Origin of the sequence: Euzebya rosea (assembly GCF_003073135.1) — a bacterium.
Classification (GTDB): Bacteria; Actinomycetota; Nitriliruptoria; order Euzebyales; family Euzebyaceae; genus Euzebya; species Euzebya rosea.
This window is the reverse complement of the sequence record NZ_PGDQ01000006.1, coordinates 82,938-101,594: the sequence shown is the minus strand read 5'-3', so window position 1 is coordinate 101,594 and position 18,657 is coordinate 82,938. Positions and strand designations below refer to the sequence as shown.

At 71.5% G+C, this 18,657-nt stretch carries 12 protein-coding genes; 8 read left to right on the top strand and 4 right to left on the bottom strand.

Going from position 1 to position 18,657, the window contains the following annotated elements; translation table 11 throughout:
- Positions 1 to 63: 63 nt before the first annotated feature.
- The 4 genes from CUC05_RS09555 (at position 64) to CUC05_RS09540 (ending at position 5,226) form a co-directional block, all read left to right on the top strand.
- Positions 64 to 921, top strand: coding sequence for a TatD family hydrolase (locus CUC05_RS09555; protein WP_108665880.1), 858 nt, complete (start codon positions 64 to 66; stop codon positions 919 to 921).
- A 3-nt stretch (positions 922 to 924) separates the two neighbouring features.
- Positions 925 to 2,094, top strand: coding sequence for a metabolite traffic protein EboE (gene eboE, locus CUC05_RS09550; RefSeq protein ID WP_108665879.1), 1,170 nt, complete (start codon positions 925 to 927; stop codon positions 2,092 to 2,094).
- Positions 2,095 to 2,258: 164 nt separating this feature from the next.
- Entirely contained in the window at positions 2,259 to 3,575 is a 1,317-nt protein-coding gene (locus tag CUC05_RS09545; protein WP_420810900.1) for an alkaline phosphatase family protein, read from the top strand.
- Between the two features lie 172 nt (positions 3,576 to 3,747).
- A complete protein-coding gene (locus CUC05_RS09540; RefSeq protein WP_157965409.1) occupies positions 3,748 to 5,226 on the top strand; it encodes a sialidase family protein in 1,479 nt (492 codons plus the stop codon).
- Positions 5,227 to 5,287: 61 nt separating this feature from the next.
- Here CUC05_RS09540 and CUC05_RS09535 read toward each other — a convergent pair whose 3' ends face one another.
- Positions 5,288 to 6,007, bottom strand: a complete 720-nt coding sequence (locus CUC05_RS09535; protein ID WP_157965408.1) for an ABC transporter ATP-binding protein — start codon at positions 6,005 to 6,007, stop codon at positions 5,288 to 5,290.
- 234 nt (positions 6,008 to 6,241) lie between these two features.
- On the opposite strand from CUC05_RS09535, the gene CUC05_RS09530 reads away from it, so the two are divergent.
- The 4 genes from CUC05_RS09530 to CUC05_RS09515 all read left to right on the top strand — a co-directional run bounded on the left by CUC05_RS09530 (position 6,242) and on the right by CUC05_RS09515 (position 12,397).
- Complete coding sequence (locus CUC05_RS09530; protein ID WP_108665875.1) at positions 6,242 to 7,987, top strand: PQQ-dependent sugar dehydrogenase; 1,746 nt, start codon at positions 6,242 to 6,244, stop codon at positions 7,985 to 7,987.
- Entirely contained in the window at positions 7,984 to 9,738 is a 1,755-nt protein-coding gene (locus CUC05_RS09525) for a PQQ-dependent sugar dehydrogenase (RefSeq protein WP_108665874.1), read from the top strand. Before CUC05_RS09530 ends, CUC05_RS09525 begins: the two co-directional genes overlap by 4 nt.
- Positions 9,739 to 9,918: 180 nt before the next feature.
- Positions 9,919 to 11,373, top strand: coding sequence for a ThuA domain-containing protein (locus CUC05_RS09520; protein WP_108665873.1), 1,455 nt, complete (start codon positions 9,919 to 9,921; stop codon positions 11,371 to 11,373).
- A 43-nt stretch (positions 11,374 to 11,416) separates the two neighbouring features.
- Positions 11,417 to 12,397: an alpha/beta hydrolase gene (locus CUC05_RS09515; protein ID WP_157965407.1), complete on the top strand. Its 981-nt coding sequence runs from the start codon at positions 11,417 to 11,419 to the stop codon at positions 12,395 to 12,397.
- A gap of 33 nt (positions 12,398 to 12,430) precedes the next feature.
- On the opposite strand, the gene CUC05_RS25855 is transcribed toward CUC05_RS09515, so the two are convergent.
- The 3 genes from CUC05_RS25855 to CUC05_RS09500 are packed head-to-tail and all read right to left on the bottom strand — an operon-like array spanning position 12,431 to position 18,629.
- Complete coding sequence (locus tag CUC05_RS25855) at positions 12,431 to 15,277, bottom strand: ABC transporter permease (RefSeq protein WP_108665871.1); 2,847 nt, start codon at positions 15,275 to 15,277, stop codon at positions 12,431 to 12,433.
- Between the two features lie 33 nt (positions 15,278 to 15,310).
- Complete coding sequence (locus CUC05_RS09505; RefSeq protein ID WP_157965406.1) at positions 15,311 to 15,985, bottom strand: hypothetical protein; 675 nt, start codon at positions 15,983 to 15,985, stop codon at positions 15,311 to 15,313.
- Positions 15,986 to 16,043: 58 nt separating this feature from the next.
- Entirely contained in the window at positions 16,044 to 18,629 is a 2,586-nt protein-coding gene (locus CUC05_RS09500) for a 3-keto-disaccharide hydrolase (RefSeq protein WP_170127968.1), read from the bottom strand.
- Between the last annotated feature and the right edge of the window lie 28 nt (positions 18,630 to 18,657).

Below are 18,657 nucleotides of genomic sequence, written 5' to 3'. Positions count from 1 at the left end.
CCCGCCGAACGGGTGACACCCCCTCCTCCAGTACCCGCCACAGCTGACGAACGGACGCGACCGATGCGCATCTTCGACCCCCACATCCACATGTCGTCCCGGACCACCGACGACTACGAGGCGATGGCCGACGCCGGCGTCACCGCGCTGGTCGAGCCGGCGTTCTGGCTGGGACAGCCCCGCACCAACGTCGGGAGCTTCGTGGACTACTTCGCCTCCCTGGTCGGCTGGGAGCCCTTCCGCGCCGCCCAGTTCGGCATCGCCCACCACTGCACCATCGCGCTCAACCCCAAGGAGGCCAACGACACGGGCCTGGCCAAGGACGTGCTCGAGGTGCTTCCCCGCTACCTCGCCAAGGACCGCGTCGTCGCCGTGGGAGAGGTCGGCTACGACTCGATGACCCCCGCCGAGGACGAGGTCTTCGCCGCCCAGATCGCCCTGGCCCTCGAGCACGAGCTGCCGCTGATGGTCCACACGCCACACCGCGACAAGCTGGCGGGCACCACGCGATCGCTCGACCTGCTGCGCGAGCAGGGCTTCCCGCCCGAGATGACGATCATCGACCACAACAACGAGCTGACCGTGGAGGTGCTGGCCGACACGGGTGTGTGGATGGCGTTCTCCATCTACCCCGACACCAAGGTCGACGAGCACCGGATGGTCAGCATCCTCCAGCAGTACGGCACCGAGCGGATGCTGGTCAACTCCGCCGCCGACTGGGGCCGTTCGGACCCGCTGAAGGTGCGGAAGACCGCCGACGCGATGCTGGCGGCCGGGTTCGCGCAGGCCGACGTCGACACCGTCGTGTGGGACAACCCCGTTGCGGTGTACGGCCAGTCCGGCCGGCTGGAGCTGGGCGGCGGACCGGCCGACCCCGATGCGCTGTTCGAGGGCTCCTCCATCAAGCGTGGGGGCAGCTGACCCGTGCGGTTCCGCCATCCGGACGGCTCGACCGTCCACCTCGCCTACTGCTCCAACGTGCATCCCGCCGAGGACGTCGACGGGGTCCTGGCGCAGCTGACGACCTACGCGCAGCCCATCCGTGAGCGGCTGGGGCGCGACCGGCTCGGCATCGGCCTGTGGCTCGCCGACGACGCCGCGCTGGCGCTGGACCGCGATCCCGCCCGGCTGGAGGCCCTCCGGTCGCACCTCGTGGCGACAGGGTGCGAGGTCGTCACCCTCAACGGCTTTCCCTACGCCGGCTTCCACGACGAGGTCGTGAAGCGTCGGGTGTACCGGCCCGACTGGACCGAGCCGGCGCGGCGCGAGCACACGCTGCGGCTGGCCCGGCTGCTGACCCGCCTGCTGCCCGACGACGTGACGGTGGGGACGATCTCGACCCTGCCGCTCGGCTGGCGCGACGGCTTCGACGCCGATCGGACCGCCGCCGCAGTGGACAACCTGGCGAGCCTCGCCGAGGACCTGGCAGCGCTGGCGGACGACACCGGCCGTCGGATCGCCCTCGCCGTCGAACCCGAACCCGGATGTCGCGTCGAGACCACGACCCAGCTGGCCGAGGTGCTCCGCGACGTCGCCGGCCCACACCTGGGGGCATGCGTCGACCTGTGCCATCTGGCCGTGCAGTTCGAGGACGGCCCGACCGCTGTCGCCGGGCTGGACGCCGCCGGCGTGCCGATCCACAAGGCGCAGGTGTCGGCCGGCCTGCGCGCCGTCGACCCGTCGGACCCCGCGGTCCGCGCGGCGCTGGCCGGCCACGCCGACTCACCGTTCCTGCACCAGACCCGCGAACGGTCCGGCGCGGACGTGCACGGGGTGGACGACCTGCCCGAGGCGCTTGCCGGTGGGCTGCCGGGCGAGCAGGAGTGGCGGGTCCACGTGCACCTGCCCCTCCACCACAGCGACGAGGGGACGACCCGCCCCGAGCTGGAGGCCTCCCTGGCCGCGCTGGTCGGCGGCCCCACCGCCGTCACCACCCACCTGGAGCTCGAGACCTACACCTGGGGCGTGCTGCCCGAGGGCCGACGTCCCGCCGACGCCGACGACCCGGTCGACGGGCTCGTCACCGGTATCGCCGCCGAGCTCGCGTGGGCCGCCGACCACCTGACCACCCTTGGCCTGACCGAGCTGCCCTGACCCGCCAGCCCACCCCTCACCCGACGCGTGTCGGACAACGGTCCGCCCGTCGCAACACCCCGACAAGGACGCTGCCAGTGACCGCCCACACCACCGAAGACCCCGCCCGTCGTCCCGTCGTCGTGATCAACGTCGTGGGGCTGACCCCGGCGTTGTTGGAGGAGATGCCGCGGCTGCGTGCCCTCGCCTCCACCGGGTTCACCGCCCCGATGGATGCCGTCCTGCCGGCCGTGACCTGCACCGCCCAGGCGTCCATGCTGACCGGGCTGGAGCCCACCGACCACGGCATCGTCGGCAACGGCTGGTACTTCCGCGACCTCGGCGAGGTGTTCCTCTGGCGGCAGCACAACAAGCTCGTCCAGGGCGAGAAGGTGTGGGACGCCGCCCGTGCCGTCGACCCCGACTACACCGTCGCCAACGTCTGCTGGTGGTACGCGATGGGTGCGGCGACGGACTGGACCGTCACCCCTCGCCCGATCTACTACGCCGACGGGAAGAAGGAGGCGGACTGCTACACCAGGCCACCGGCCCTCCGCGACGAGCTGACCGACAAGCTGGGGACCTTCCCGCTGTTCACCTACTGGGGACCGACCGCCGCGATCACGTCCTCACGCTGGATCGCCAGGGCCGCGGCCCACGTGTTCGACACCAAGCAGCCCGACCTGACGCTGGTGTACCTGCCGCACCTTGACTACGACCTGCAACGCTTCGGACCCGACAGCCCCCAGGCGACCGCGGCGGCGCTGGCCATCGACGAGGTGGCCGGCGACCTGGCGGAGGGGGCGATGGCGCGCGGCGCGACGGTGCTCGTCGTCAGCGAGTACGGCATCACCCCGGCCAGCCGTCCCGTCGACATCAACCGCGCACTCCGGGAGGAGGGGCTGCTGGAGGTCTACACGCAGGACGGCATGGAGTACCTCGACCCGTGGGTCTCCCGTGCCTTCGCCGTGGCCGACCACCAGATCGCCCACGTCTACCTCGACGACCCCGCCGACGTCGACGCGGTCCGCACCTTGCTCGAGGGCCTGGACGGCGTCGAGCGGGTCCTGGATGCCGACGGCAAGCGCGAGATGGGCCTGGACCACGACCGTGCCGGAGACCTGGTCGTCATCGCCGAGGCCGACGCGTGGTTCACCTACTACTACTGGACCGACGACGACCGGGCGCCGGACTTCGCGAAGATGGTGGAGATCCACCGCAAGCCCGGCTACGACCCCGCCGAGCTGTTCTTCGACCCCGAGGACCGGGCTGCCAAGGTCAAGGCCGGCGTGGCGCTGGCTCGCAAGAAGGCCGGCCTGCGCTACAGGATGCAGGTCGTCCCGCTTGACCCGTCACCCGTGTCGGGCACGCACGGTCGCTTGCCCGACGACCCACGGCACGGTCCCGTGCTGATCTGCACCGACCCCTCCCTCGCCCGGGACGAGTGGCGCCTCACCGACGTCAAGCAGCTGATCCTGCGGGCCGGCGGGTTGCCGGCCTGACCAACGCGACCGCCCGGGCAGACGCCGATGTGCCCGGCCGGCGGTCCATTTGCAGGTCGATCCAACAAAAAGACGAAACGTCCGCAGGAGGCGACGCACCGGCCGTCGAAACGCGTCGACACGGGACCCCGAGGGCGGTGTCCCATGACGACAGGAGCCGACCGTGTCGACTGTGAAATGGACTTCCGGACCGCTGCTGCTGGGGGCGGCCCTCGTGGCCGTGCTGGTGGCCGGACTGCTGGGCGTCGCCCCAGCGGACGGGAACACCCTGGGGCCCGGCTGCGACGACAGCCGGCCTGCGAGCGTGCACCGCGCCGGGGGGGTGCCGGCCGCAGCCGATCGTGACCGCGTGCCCTGCGCCACCGAGACCGGCCACTACACCGGCGAGACCACGATCGCGGTCACACAGGAGGGCACCGTGTGGTTCTCCGCCGCCGACTGGGAGTGGGCGCTGGTCCGCTCCGATGACCAAGGGGGGACATGGGAGCGCTACGCCGTCCCCGGACCACAGGCCTACCCGGGCTGCCCCGGTCACACGATGGGCCTCAGCCCCCTGCAGTGCGACAACAGCCAGTCGGCCAAGAACAACACCGTCGCCGACGCGTTCCTGTACGTCGATCCGGTGACCGACAGGCTGATGTGGTCCAAGACCTATGGATACGCCACCTGCTCGTCGATGAACACCACGGGCGACAACGGCGACACCTGGCAGGCCGTCACCCAGTTCGCCTGCCCCGGAGGGGACTACGAGAAGATCGCCAGCGGCCCCGCCCCAGCCGGCACGGCTGCACCGGGCGGAGATGGCCACGTCTACTACACCTGCACCAACGGCCCCGCCCCCACGTTCGTCGTCGGCCCCACGCGCATCTGCTACAAGTCCCTCGACAGCGGGATGTCCTGGGCTGCCACGGGCTCACCCGTCACACCGCATCCCGATGCTCCCGGTTGCCTGCACTTCCAGGAACCGATGGCCGTCGCCCAGGACGGGGCGATGTTCGAGGGCAGGGTCTACCAACCGCTCGGCTGCTCGGCCCTGATCCCCAACAACCCCGACGGCAACGTCCGCGTGGCCATCAGCGACGACCAGATGGGGACCTGGCGGTACGTCGAGGTGCCCGACGGTGGAGTGGGCAGCACGTCGGGACTGTTCGGCGGGGTGAGCCTGGCCGTCGACCGTGCCGGCACCGTCTACGTCCTGTGGACCGGCGCGGACGGTCGCCCGTACCTGTCGACCTCAGCCGACGGCGGTGACACGTGGGCCGGGCCCCTCGACGTCGGCGCCCCCGGTGTGACCGTCGCCGCCCCCTCTCCCCAGATCGCCGCCCATGCCTCCGGCCGGGTCGCCATCGCCTACTACGGGTGGGAGGACGGCGGCTCGCCCACCACGCTCAACGGGTACATCACCGAGTCCTTCGACGCAGACACCGACGACCCGCTCCTCTACTCCTCCATGCTCAACGACCCGGCCGATCCGCTGTACGTTCCGACCAACGGCGGCTCGTTGCCCCGCAACGACTACTTGGGCGTGACCTTCGCCCCGGACGGGACGCCGTGGACCGCGCTGGTCAAGCTGACGTCCGCGGAGCCGGACGACGAGGGGTTCGTCCAGTCAACCGGCTTCGCGGGCCGCACGGTGTGGGAGGAGCAGTAGCCACGCCGCGTGGCAACCGCGTGACGGGTCCCTGCCGGGGCTGCTGATCGTCAGGGTGACGTCAGGCGACGCGGCCGTCGACCATCGTGATCACACGGTCGGCGGCCGCGGCGACGACCTCGGCGTGGCTGACGACGACGACGGTGCGGCCGGGGGTCACCGCAGCCCGCATCAGCTGGAGCATCTCCGCCTGCGCGACGCTGTCCAGCGAACCCGTCGGCTCGTCGGCCCAGATGACGTCAGGTTCGCTGACCAGGGCGCGGGCCAGGGCCACCCGCTGCTGCTGGCCACCGCTCAGCTGGGCGGGGAACGCCTCCCCCCGGTCACCCATGCCGACCGACACCAGCGCATCGCTGGCGCGCTGGCGGATCTCACCCGCTGGCAGGGCGCCCAGCACCAGCGGCAGCTCGACGTTCTCGCGGACCGTCAGCGCCGGCAGCAGGTTGAGGGTCTGGAACACGAACCCCATCCGCTGTGCCCGCAGTTCCGTGCGGCCGTCGTCGTCCAGGTCGGCCAGGGCAACCTCGCCCTCGACGTCGACCCAGCTGACCGTGCCGTCGTCGGGCAGCAGGATGCCCGACAGGCACTGCAGCAGCGTCGACTTGCCGCAGCCCGAGGGACCGCGGACGACCAGCAGCTCACCGAGGCGGACCTCCACGTCGGCCCCGTCGAGCGCCACGATGCGGCCGTCCCCCTCCCCGAACGCCTTCCGCAGGCCGGTGGCCCGAACGACGACGTTGCCGACGGTCGTGCTCGGGGACGTGATCTCGACGTCGGTCACGGGTCTGGCTCCTCTTGCGGTTGATCGGCTGTCGACGTCGTGGTGCGTCGACGAGGGCTGTCGACGGTACCGCCACGACCTCCCAGCGACCTCCCCGAAGACATTCGTTCGGCTCCACAACATTTTTCGAGCGCGAGGCAGGGATCCGGCCGGGTCGTGTGGAAGAGGGTGGTCGACCCGTGTCCGGAGCCACGACGGGGGTCGAGCCGAACAACCTGACTGGGGAGCCGAGCCATGAGAAGAGCCGCGTTCGTCGCGCTCGTCGCGATCGCGATGGTCCTGCCGCTGACGGGGGTGTCCCACGCCCAGCAGCTGGGCGTGGACCCCGCTGTCGAACGGGAGGTCCTGTTCAACCAGCTGATCACCCCCACCGCGCTCGAGGTCGCCCCCGACGGGCGGGCCGTCGTCGTCAGCCGCGAGGGGCAGATCACCGTCTGGGAGCAGGACGGCACCACCACCCGAGCGGCCTTCCTGCCCGTCGACGCCTACGACCGCCAGGGCGGCCAGTTCGACGAATCGGCCTGCCCGCGGGGGAAGGAATGCCCGGCCGGCTACAACCTAGCCGAGGGCGGCATCCACGGGATCCTGCTGGCCCCCGACTTCATGACCTCCGGCGAGCTGTACCTCTACTACACGCCGGTCGACTCCCTCGGCGAGGACATCTGGCCGCCGAAGATGCCGAACGCCCGGCCGCACTGCGACGCCTCCGCCGGCAACGGCTGCCCCTCCTCCGGCAACGACGAGGGCAAGTTCCGCCTGTCGCGCTTCACGATGGACCTCGACACCAACATCATCGACCTCGACTCCGAGCTCGAGCTGTTCGAGAATCCCGCGGAGTGGTTCTACTGCTGCCACTACGGCGGTGACCTGGAGTGGAAGAACGACGGCACGCTGCTGATGACGACGGGTGACGACACCACGTCGGACCATTCCGGCGGGTACTCCCCCCACGACCAGCGGGCGGACTGGACGTTCAACTCCGCCGCGCTGACCAGCCAGAACCTGGCCGACCGCCGTGGCAAGGTCCTGCGCATCGACGTCGAGGAGCTCGAGTCCGGCCTCGACGGCCCGCTCGGTGACGGCGTCCCCGGCGACCGTCCCGGCATCGCCCCCAACCCCTTCGCCGACGACCCCGACGCCGACCCGTACGTCTACGCGCTGGGATTCCGCTCCAACTACCGGTTCGCCTACAACCCCACCACCGACCACCTCTACGTCGGCACGGTCGGGCCCGACGCCCGCAACCCCAACCCGACCCGCGGTCCCGCCGCCCACGACGAGATCGAGGTCGTCCCGCCCGGCGGTGGCACCAACCACGGCTGGCCGTACTGCATCGCCAACAACCTGCCGTACAACCGCTACGACTTCGCCACCGGCACGGCCGGCGAACCGTTCAGCTGTGCCGGCATGACCCCGGCGACGATCTACTACACCTACGCGCCGAGCAACACGAGCCCGTTCGTGCAGATGGGACAGGGCTCCAACACCGCGATGGGTGGCACGGCCTACTTCCGGCCCGAGACCGGCGCGCTGCGGCTGCCCGAGACCTATGACAACCAGCTGCTGTGGATGGAGCACGGCCGCGGCCAGATGTGGCGGTCCCCGATCAAGGCGGACGGGTCGCTCGACGGTTCACCCACCTCGTTGCTGCCGGTCGCCATGGGCGGCATCCCCCTCGTCAACACCCTCAGCAACCCGATCGACGCGACCGTCGGCCCCGACGGCGCCGTCTACGTGGTCGAGGGCAACGGCTTCTGGAACTCCACCGCCGGCCGGCTGACCCGCATCACCTGCGCCGGCTGCACGCCTGACGCGGCTGACTACGGCGGCGACGTGCAGGTCCTCGACCGCACCGCCGAGACGCTGGTCGCCAGCGTGGACGGCGGGATCGTCGACCGGTTGCCCGGTGCGGCCCTGCTCGTCCTGCTGGCCACCACGCTGGCGCTGGTCGCCTGGCGTCGACGGGCAGAAGTCCTGTGACCACCACCCTGACCAGGCTGTTCGTGGTCGTCGCCGCGATGGCGATGATCCTCCCGCTGGGCACCGCTGCCGGCGCCCAGTCCCTGCTGCCCGACCCGACGGTCGACCAGGAGGTGCTGTACGGCGAGCTGATCTCGCCGACCGCACTGGAGGTCGCCCCCGACGGACGGGTGATCGTGACGAGCCGCGAGGGGCAGGTGACCGTCTGGGAGCAGGACGGCACCGTGACCCGCGCGGCGTTCCTGCCCGTCGACGCCTACGACCGCCAGGGTGGCCAGTTCGACGTCGCCAACTGCCCCCGCGGCGAGGAGTGCCCGGCCGGGTTCAACCTGGCCGAGGGCGGCATCCACGGGATCCTGCTGGCCCCCGACTTCATGACCTCCGGCGAGCTGTACCTCTACTACACCGTCGCCAACTCCCTCGGCCAGGACATCTGGCCGCCGAAGATGCCCGACGCCCGGCCGCACTGCGACGCCTCCGCCGGCAACGGCTGCCCCTCCTCCGGCAACGACGAGGGCGTGTGGCGGCTGTCCCGCTTCACGATGGACCTCGAGACCAACATCATCGACCTCGACTCCGAGCTCGAGCTGTTCGAGAACCCTGCCGAGTGGTTCTACTGCTGCCACTACGGCGGGGACATGGAGTGGCGCAACGACGGGACCCTGCTGCTGTCCACGGGCGACGACACGACGTCGGACCACTCCAGCGGGTACTCCCCCCATGACCAGCGGGCGGACTGGACGTTCAACTCCGCTGCGCTGACCAGCCAGAACCTGGCCGACCGCCGCGGCAAGGTCCTGCGCATCGACATCGAGGAGCTCGAGTCCGGCCTCGACGGCCCGCTGGGCGACGGCGTCCCCGGCGACCGTCCCGGCATCGAACCCAACCCCTTCGTGCAGGACGCGGGGGCCGACCCGTACGTGTACGCCTACGGCTTCCGGTCGCTGTACCGCTTCGGCTACAGCCCCGAGACCGACCACGTGTACGCGGGCAACGTCGGCCCCGACGCCCGAAACCCCGACCCGGCCCGCGGGCCCGCGGCCCACGACGAGGTCGAGGTCGTCCCGCCGGGCGGTGGCACCAACCACGGCTGGCCGTACTGCATCGGCGACAACATCCCCTACAACGAGTACGACTTCGCCACGGGCACCGCCGGCGAGCCGTTCAGCTGCGCCGGCATGACCCCTGCGGCGGTCTGGTACACCTACGTGCCCTCTCCGACCAGCCCGTACGTGCAGATGGGTGGCGGCGGCAACACGGCCCTCGGCGGTGTGGCCTACCACCGGCCCGACGACGGGGCACTGCGCCTGCCCGAGGCCTACGACGACCATTTCCTGTGGATGGAGTACAGCCGTGGCGCGGTGTGGCACATGCCCATCGCCGACGACGGGTCGCTGGACACCAACCCGGCGTCGTTGAACGCCACGGCCAACGGCATCCCCTTCGTGCTGCCGGGCCTCAGCAACCCGATCGACATGGCGACCGGCCCCGACGGCGCGGTCTACGTGGTCGAGGCCAACGGCAGCTGGAACTCCACGTCCGGTCGCCTGACCCGTCTCCAGTGCGCCGGCTGCGCCCCCGACGTCGCCGACTACGGCGGCGACGTCGAGCTGCTGGACCGTACCGCGGTCACGTTGGTCGCCGGCGTCGACGGCGGGGTGGCGGCTGCCCTGCCGACCGTTGGCCTGGTCACGCTGGTGCTGGTGGTGCTCGGCTGGCTCGGCGTCCATCGACGCCGCCGCGTGATCTGACGACCCGCCCATCACGGGCCCCGGGGCCACACGGTGCGAACCGTGCGGCCCCGGTGGGTTCTCCGCCCGACCCTCCCGAGTTTGTTGCCTGAAGCAGGAAATCCGGGCGCAGGTGTCGAACACAGGCGTCGACAGGGCGTGAACACCACCCGCGGCGCTGGTCGCGATCAAGGAGCCGAGATGAGCCGAACCCACGACCGCACCCCGCCTCGACCCCTGCTCGGCCTGCTGGCCGTGCTGCTGCTCGCCGTCGGTGTCCCAGCCGCAGGCGCGACCGAGCCCGAACCCCAGGATCCGCTGGACATCCTGGTGTTCTCCCAGCCCTACGGGTTCTCCCACACCGACGCCATCGTCAGCGGGGCCGAATGGTTCCTGTCCCTCAACGCCCGCCCCGACGAGTACCGCGTCGTGGTCGCCCACGACGATCCGACGCTCATCGATGGACTGGAGGACGACGGCATCTCGGCGTGGGAGTGGCTGCGACCCGAGCGACTCGCCACCTTCGACCTGCTGGTCTGGAACAACTCCACCGGTGAAGTGCCGTTCCCCGCGGACGAACGCGACGACCTGCGCGGCTCGGTCGTGGAGTGGGTTCGCGACGGCCACGGCATCCTCGGCGTGCACTCAGCCGCGGACTCCAACTACACCTGGCCGGCCTTCCACGAGCTGATCGGCGGGCAGTACGACGGGCACTGGTACAGCTTCGGCGGCATCGAGGTCGAGCCGTACCGGCTGCAGCTGAACGTCGAGGACCCCGACATCCCGCTCCTGGACGGCGTCGACCCGGCCTACGACTCCCACGACGAGACCTATCGCTGGCAGATGGACGTCCGGCCCGATGTCCACGTCATCCACTCGATGGACAACACCTCCATCGGGGCACAAGGGGCGCTGTACCACTACGAGCAGCCGATCACCTGGTGCCGCCCGGTGGGTGGGGGCCGTAGCTTCTACACCAACATCGGCCACTCCGGCTACCACTTCGCCGACGTCGACTACACGACGATGCTCACCAACGCGGTCACCTGGACCGGCGGCCGGATGACGGCAGAGGTCGACTGTTCTGTTCCGGTGGACCCGGCCACGGGCGTGTCCGGCGCGGACCGCCTCGGCGCGGCATGGGCAACCGTCGAGGGTGCCCGGACCGAGGTCTCCACCTACTCCGGTGGGCAGGTCGCCGTCACCGACATCGTCGTCGGCGAATCCGCCATCACCTTCCCCGACGTGGACCTGACCGACGTCGAGGCCATGGACCTGTTCGCCGTCGCGCACACCATCGCGGCGCCGAGCACCGTGGCGGTCACCGGCGGGCCCTACCACCAGCGGATCACCCCGGCGACGGGCGGCACCGTCGAGGTTCGCACCGGCGACGCCGACGGTCCGATGATCGGGACGGCCACCCTGCTGCCGACAACGGGCGGGCTGTTCTCCACGCATCTGCCGGCCGCGCTGGACCCTGTGGTCGGCGTGACCGGCCCGGTGGCCTCCTGGACGGTCCTGACCGCGGATGTCATCCCGACCGAGGGGACGCACGACGTGGTGCTCACCTTCGCCGAAGGGCCCGCCGGTCCCCTCGCCGGCGCCAACGCCGACCGGGATGTCTTCGGCAGCCTCGCGTGGATCGCCCCCCGCTGACCTGCGGTTCGTCGTGCGGCGGCCTCGGGTATCGACTGTGCCCATGACCTCCATCCCCATCCCGTTCGCCGGGACGGTTCGCCGGCACACGCGACGGACCGTCCGTTCGGTCCTCGAGGCGAGCGTCGGCCTGTACCTGAAGTCCCTTGACCTGCGCGGTCGCATGACCACCCCAGAGCTGAAGCTCACCCGGGCCGTCTGCGACGCCTACCTCGTCCGCCAGTGGCCGGCCGATGACGACATCGACGTGGCGACCGTCGACGAGCCGTTCGACCGGGCCCGCGTGCGGGGAGAGTGGCACGAAGCCCCGGGCGCGACGGACCGCAGCGGCCCGATCCTGCTGTACGTCCACGGTGGCGGGTTCGTGTTCGGCTCCCCCGAGACCCACCGGACGCTGACCGGCGAGCTGTCCAGGCGGCTGGGCTGGCCGGCCTTCTCCGTCGACTACCGCCTGGCGCCCGAACACCCCCACCCGGCCGCCGCCGACGACGTCCTGCGGGCGTGGCGATGGCTGCTGGACCGTGGGGTCGATCCGTCTCGGGTCGTGGTGGCCGGCGACTCCGCCGGCGGGCACCTGGCGTTGGGCCTGCCCTCCCGCGCCGTCAGGGCGTCGATGCCCGTGCCGGCTGCGGTGGTGGCGTTGTCCCCGGCAGCCGACCCCGGGTTCACCGAGGCGCTGGCGATGGCCGAGCCGCCGGACCGCAGCATCCCCGTGGGTGCCGCCGTCGCCGTGGTGCGGGCGTACGGGCAGGGGGCCGACGACCCCGACCTCCGGCTGACCGTAGGCGACCTCTCGGTCATGCCCCCGACGCTGGTCCACGCTGCCGAGCACGAGTTCTGCGGCCCCGATGCCGCTGCCTACGTCACCGCGTTGCGCGAGGTGGGCGGCACCGTGGAGTACCGGACGTGGCCGCGGACCTGGCACGTCTTCCACCTGGCACATCGGCGGTTGCGGGCCGCTGACGAGGCGCTGGACGACATCGTCCGGTTCGCCCACGGCCACGTCGATCGCCCGACCCCCTGAGCACGCCCGACCCGCATCGGTCCGGGTGTCGGCTCACCCCTGGTCGCGCAGGCCGGCGGCGACGTCGCCGCGCGCGCCGCGTACGGCCGGGACCAACGAGCTGACGAGGACCAGCAGCAGCACCACGGCACACGTCAGGCCGAGGTCCGCCCAGCCCACCACGAACGCGAGGTCGGCGAACCCGCGGCGGAACAGCAGCCAGAGCACCCCGAGTCCCGCCACCACGCCGATGACGACACCCGCGGCGGCCTGCAGCATCGGTTCGGCCACCAGCGCCAGGGTGACGTCGCCCCGGCTGAACCCGATGGCACGCAGCACCGCCAGCTGGCTGCGCCGCTCGCGCACCGCCCGCGCGACCAGCACCGCCACACCGACCAGCGCGACCCCGAGGGCCAGGCGCAGCATCACCGCGAACGTGTCGGTGAACGTGCGGTTGACCGCGACGACCTCCCGTGCGGCCTCGGCGACGGTGTCCACGTCCAGGCCCACGTCGGCGGCGGTCTCGTCGAGCTCACCTGCCAGCGCGGCGACGTCGTGGCCGTCGTTGGCCGCCGCGAGCACGAAGGTGGGGCCGCGTGTGGGGAACAGGTCCTCGTAGGCCTCGGCACCCATCAGGACGCCCTGCAGCAGGTAGGTGTCGAGCACGGCGAGCAGCTCGTGGCCGACCGGTCCCCGTCCGTCGTCGATGACCACGTCGTCGCCGGGCATCGCCCCCTCGGGACGGGCGTAGCGGTCCAGCACGACCCCCTCGCCGCGGATGACGTCGTCGAGCACCTCGGCCGCCGACCCGTAGCCGGGCAGCGCATCGGCGAGCTGGAAGGCCTGGGCGGACGCGAAGCCCGGGGAGACGCGGATGGCCCGCACCGGGTAGGGCACCGAGGAGGCCTCGTCATCGTCGTCCTCGGTGGTGAACCAGCCCTCGCCCATCAGCGTGTGGTCCATCGCGTCGATGCGTTGCACCCCGCGGACCGTGGCGAGCTGGTCGGGGTCGACCCGGACCGATGACGTGCCGACGACGTCGTAGCCGCCGCGCTGCCGGGCCACGCCGATGTCGGTGGCCGATCCGAGGACGGCCAGCGCCGCGACCATGAACAGCACGACGCCGACGGTGCCCGTGACGGTGCCGCCCCTGGACCGCAGGTGCCCGGCCCACGACCCGGCAGTCCGCAGCGGCGCCTGGACCCGCCGGTCGGGCAGGTACAGGCGGACCATCCGCATCAGCTGCGGCGCCCTCGCCGTCGCCAGCACCGTCGCGCAGGCCACCGCGCCCACGCCAGCCAGGACGAGGATGCCGAACGACGCCTGCACGCCGGCGGCGAAGTCGCCCAGCAGCGCCGGTGCCACCACTGACCAGACCAGCCCGACGACGGCGGCCCGTTCGTCCAGGCGCGACCGGGCGGCACCGGCCGGCACCCCGTGACGCAGGTGGAGCCACCAGGCGATCAGCAGCAGCGACACGCCGACGTAGCGCAGCAGGTCACCGCCGTCACCCGCGGTCAGGCCCATCCCGAGGACCAGCAGGCCCGTCCCGCGGGTCACCGCCAGCCGTCGACCACCACGGTCGGGGGCACCCAGCACAGGAGGTCCACCGCGGAGCACGTCGGCCACGTCCAGGCCGGCGAGCCGCCGCCCCGCCGACCACGCGGTCATCACCGCCACCACCAGCACGGTCACGACCCCGCTGACGACGGCCACGGGGTCCGGGGTCAGGTCGAGGTCCACGAGCTCGCGTCCACGACCCGCCTCGATGGCGCCGAAGTGGTCGGCGATGGTGGTCGCCAGCCACCCTGCCAGCGGCAGGGCCAGCAGGACCCCGATCACGGCGGCCACGAGCGCGTAGACGACGGCCTCGGACACCAACAGCCGACGGACGTGGCGCTGACTGACCCCGATCGCCCGCATGACGGCGACCTCGCGGGCCCGTTCCTGCCCCAGCAGCACGATCAGGTTGACGGTCACGGCCGCCGAGGCGGCGACCACCAGCAGGGCGAGGGTCAGCAGGATGCCGGAGAACAACCCGCCCTCGTCGGCGGCCAGGTCGAGCGCGTCCTCCTTGGCCTCCACCGACACCAGGCCGACGCGGCGGTTGATGGACTGGAAGCTCTCGGTGACGGCCTCCGCGGCATCCCGGCCGTCCTCGGGGGTGTCCAGGTAGAGGGCCGACACGAGCCCCGGGAGCCCGGTGATGCGCTGCAGCGTGTCCAGCCGGGTGATGGCGTTGGGTGTCCGACCGGCGTCGACCAGGCCGGTGTCCTCGGCGATGCCCTCGACGGTGGCGTCCCACCGGACGACCCGCGGGGCCAGCGCGATGTCCTCGTCGTCGGGATCGGTGTGCTCGGGGATGGCGATGACGAACCCGACGGGGTCGCCGATGGCGACGTCGATCCGTTCGGCCAGCCGCTGGCCCAGCAGCACGCCCTCGGGCGACAGCAGCAGCGGGTCGGTCTGCCCCTCTCCCGTCATCGGTTCGCCGATGTCGATCTCGTCGGCGGAGACCCCGAGCAGCCGCGCGTCGGGTTCCCGGGCACCGGGACCGCCGGTGGCGACCGCGTCGAGGACCAGCCGGCCGGCCCAGCGGTCACCGGGCAGCGCCCCCTCGGTGGCGGCGAACCGGACCAGCGACTCGCCGATCAGCGGTTCGCCGGGACGGAAGGTGACGACGTCGATCGGTCCCCACTGGGCCCGGGCGTCCTCCACGAACAGGCGCTCCAGCGAGCTGCCCCCGACAAGGGAGGCGACGGTCGCCACGTGCATGGCCAGCAGGCCGAGCACGACGAGCAGCCCACGACCCGGACGCCGCCGCGCACCACGCACCCAGAGGCCGGCCCCGCGTGTGCGCAGGGCCGGCCTCGGGCGGCGGGTCATGGTGGTCAGCGGCACGGGCGACGGAGGGTATCCGCCTCCGCAGGTCGATCAGGCGAGGGCGAGGCCGAACAGGTGGGTCTTGTCCTCGTTGTCCAGCTCGATGGTCTGCAGCGTCATCGTCGGGTCGATGTCGATGGACGCGGCGAACACGAAGGTCCGGACCTGCTCGACGGTGGTGCCGTTGACCCGGAAGCGGGTCTCGACGACCGTGGTGTTGCCGGCCTCGGGCTGCCGTCCGTTGGCGTTGAGCGTCCAGTCGCTGAACCGGAGGGGCTCGACGACCTCGACCTCCTCCAGCTCCCCGTCGGCGCCGACTCGGGTGTAGTGCAGGGTGACGTCGGCGGTGACCGGACCGTTGTGGCTGGCGCCGAGGAACCCGATGCGGGTGGCATCGCCCGGCAGGACGGGGACCATCTGGCCCTTCATCTCCACGTTGTCCGGGGCGCCGGGGTCGGTGTCGGGCCACGTGAAGGCGAACCCGTCGACGGACAGCTCGTCGCCCGGCATGACCCCGGCCACGGCCAGCGCGGCGGTGGAGTAGCTGAACCCGCCGCCGTCGAAGTTGCACTGGTGCAGGGGGTGCTGGCAGATGCCGACGCTGTTGCGGAAGGCCGCCAGGGAGATCTCGTCGGCCGACGCACCGGTAGGGACCAGCGTGGCCAGCAGGGCCAGCACGAGGGACAGGGTGGTCAGGGCGATACGGGTGGTGCGGGTGATGGTCACGGTGGCTCCTGCGGAGTGGGAGTGCTGCGGTCGGACGGTCACGGTCAGACGGTCACGGTCAGACGGTCACGGTCAGGACGGTGGTGGCCTCGACCCGTCCGGCGTGGTCGATGGAGCGGAACTCCACGGTGTGGGTGCCGGGGGTATCGATGACGAAGGCCGCCGCCTCGGGCGAGAGGTCGGTCACCCGCACGTTGCGGATCTGCACGAGGTCCGAGCTGCCGTGGTTCTGCAGGCCGATGTGGCCCTCGGCGAACTGCCGCAGGTCGGTCCCGGGATCACCGCTGCGCGACGACTGCTGTCCGGGGGTGTTGGTGAAGCTGTTGATGACCTCGCCGTCGCGGGAGATGGTCGCGGTCCAGTCGCCGCCGCCGGTCAGCTCGACCTCGTAGGTGCTCCACGTGCCCGTCGGGACCGTCCTGGCCTGCTGCAGGTCCAGCGGGGCGAAGTTGTAGACCGAGCCGGTCTTCTGTGTCTCGCCGGTGGCCCCGTCGTACATCTGCAGCTCCTGGCCGCAGTAGATGGCAACCCACTCCGGGCGTGTCTCGCCGCCGCGCTGGCAGTCGTGCATGGTGCCGGCGGCTGCCGCCTCGTCGGGGTTGGGGAACCGGACGAACAACCCGGAGTTCGACCGGCCGCCGTCGGTGCGCAGGTCCCGCCATTCGTAGGTGAGGTGCACGTCGCCGAACGACCGGGGGTGCCACAGCATGCCGAGGCCGCCGCGGGAGACGACCGACCCATCGGGCTGGCGTTCGAAGGAGCCGGGCCCCGCCTGGATCCATTCGTCGAAGGAGGCACGGGAGGTGCCGAGCAGGGTCTCGGTCGGTCCGGCGTAGTCGGTCCACGCGCCGCCGTCGACGCGATACTCGGTGCGCGCCACCCCGGCGCCGACGTCGGTCGGCTGCAGGGTGATCGTGGCCGGGCCGGTCCCGCCGGGCTGGTCCACGGTCGCAGTGGTCACCGGCGCGGCGGGGTCTATGTCGATCCGCAGGGTCGTGGACTCCTCGACGTTGCCGGCGCTGTCGACGGAGCGGTACTCCAGGGTGTGGCGCCCGGGTTCGTCGATCAGCAGCGGTTCGGCCGGTTCCAGCCGCTGGACGCGGACGTCGCGGAACTGCATGTGGTCGGGGTAGCCGTGGTTCTGCAGGCCGATGTGGCCGCGGGCGAACTGGCGGAGGTCGGTGGAGGGGTCGCCGGCACGGGCGGCGTCCTGGCCGGGGCTGTTGGTCCACGTCTGCAGGACCTGGCCGTTGCGGACGATCGTGGTCGTCCAGTCACCGCCGCCCTCCACGCGGATCTCGTAGTCCTGCCACTCGCCCTGGGTACCGGGGTTCGCCTCGTCCAGGGTCAGGGGGGAGAAGTTGTAGATCGAGCCGGTCTTCTGCGGCTCGAAGTCGAAGATGCCGGTGCCGTCGTAGACCTGGATCTCGTGGCCGCAGCTGATGGCGACCCACGCCGGGCTGGTCTGTGCCGACCCCGTCTGGCAGGCGTGACGGTCCTCGGGGGCACGCTGCACGGCCTCGTCGGGGTCGGGGAAGCGGACGAACACCCCGGAGTTGGATCCGCCGGTCGGTTCGGGACGCATGTCGCGGAACTGGAAGCGCAGGACGATGTCGCCGTACTCCACGGGGTACCAGAGCATCCCCAGCCCCCCGACGGTGTGCATCGTGCCGTCGGGCATCAGCTGGAACGATCCGCTCGGCGCCTGCCGCCATCGGTCGAACGTCTCCCGGGTCCCGTCGAAGATGACCTCCTCCGGTGCGCCATGAGTCGTCCACTCGCCGCCGTCGAGGCGGTACTCGGTGCGGGCCAGTCCCGAGCCGCCGAACTCGTCGGTCGCGTCGAGGGCGACCTCGACGGGTGCGGTCCACCAGCCCGACGGCAGCTGCTCGCCGTCGCTGTGCAGCTCGTGGGTGGTCACCGGCGGCTGGGCGTCGCTCAGCATGCGCACCTGGATGTCGCGGAAGCTGACGGCGTCGTTGGCACCGTGGTTCTGCAGGCCGATGTGGCCGGCGTCGGTGGCCCGGAAGTTCTCGGTGCCCTGGAAGACGTTGACGACCTCACCGTTCAGCTCGACGGTGATCGTCGGCCGGCCCACCGTCTCGTTGCGCTCGACGGTGATGGCGTAGTCGTTCCACTCCCCTGCGGGACGGGCCGTGCGCCGCAGCTCGCGCTGCTGGTTGTAGATCGAGCCGGTCTTCTGGTCCTCGCCGTCACCCATCGTGCCCTCGCGGACCTGGACCTCGTACCCCGAGGAGATGGCGATGTTGTGGGTGTTCCCGCCGGCGGAGGGGAAGCCGACGAAGATGCCGGAGTTGTCCGTCGCATCCTCGGTGCGCCACTGCATCCGCAGCTCGTAGTCCGCGAACGTCGCGTCGGCGTACCACAGCAGGCCCAGCCCGCCCGTGCTCAGCAGCCGGCAGCCCTCACCCGGCCCGTCGTCGACCACGGCGAAGCCGCCGGGTCCGGACTGGCGCCACCCCTGGGTCGTGGGGGTGCCGACGCCGTCCCACAGGGAAGTGAAGCCGGGGTCGATCGACGGTGCACGGTCACACGCGGCTGCATCGGCCGTGGCGGCCGGGACGGTCAGCAGGCCCAGGGCCAGCAGCAGGACGAGGACGAGCGGCAGGGCACGCCCGTGCACAGCTCGAGGCGAGGAGGGGGATGTCATG

What these genes read in the sequence shown, in the direction of transcription:
- CUC05_RS09545 (WP_420810900.1), top strand. Translation starts at nt 2,259, where the DNA reads ATGCCGCGGCTGCGTGCCCTCGCCTCCACCGGGTTCACCGCCCCGATG.
- CUC05_RS09555 (WP_108665880.1), top strand. Translation starts at nt 64, where the DNA reads ATGCGCATCTTCGACCCCCACATCCACATGTCGTCCCGGACCACCGAC.
- CUC05_RS09520 (WP_108665873.1), top strand. Translation starts at nt 9,919, where the DNA reads ATGAGCCGAACCCACGACCGCACCCCGCCTCGACCCCTGCTCGGCCTG.
- CUC05_RS09515 (WP_157965407.1), top strand. Translation starts at nt 11,417, where the DNA reads ATGACCTCCATCCCCATCCCGTTCGCCGGGACGGTTCGCCGGCACACG.
- CUC05_RS09530 (WP_108665875.1), top strand. Translation starts at nt 6,242, where the DNA reads ATGAGAAGAGCCGCGTTCGTCGCGCTCGTCGCGATCGCGATGGTCCTG.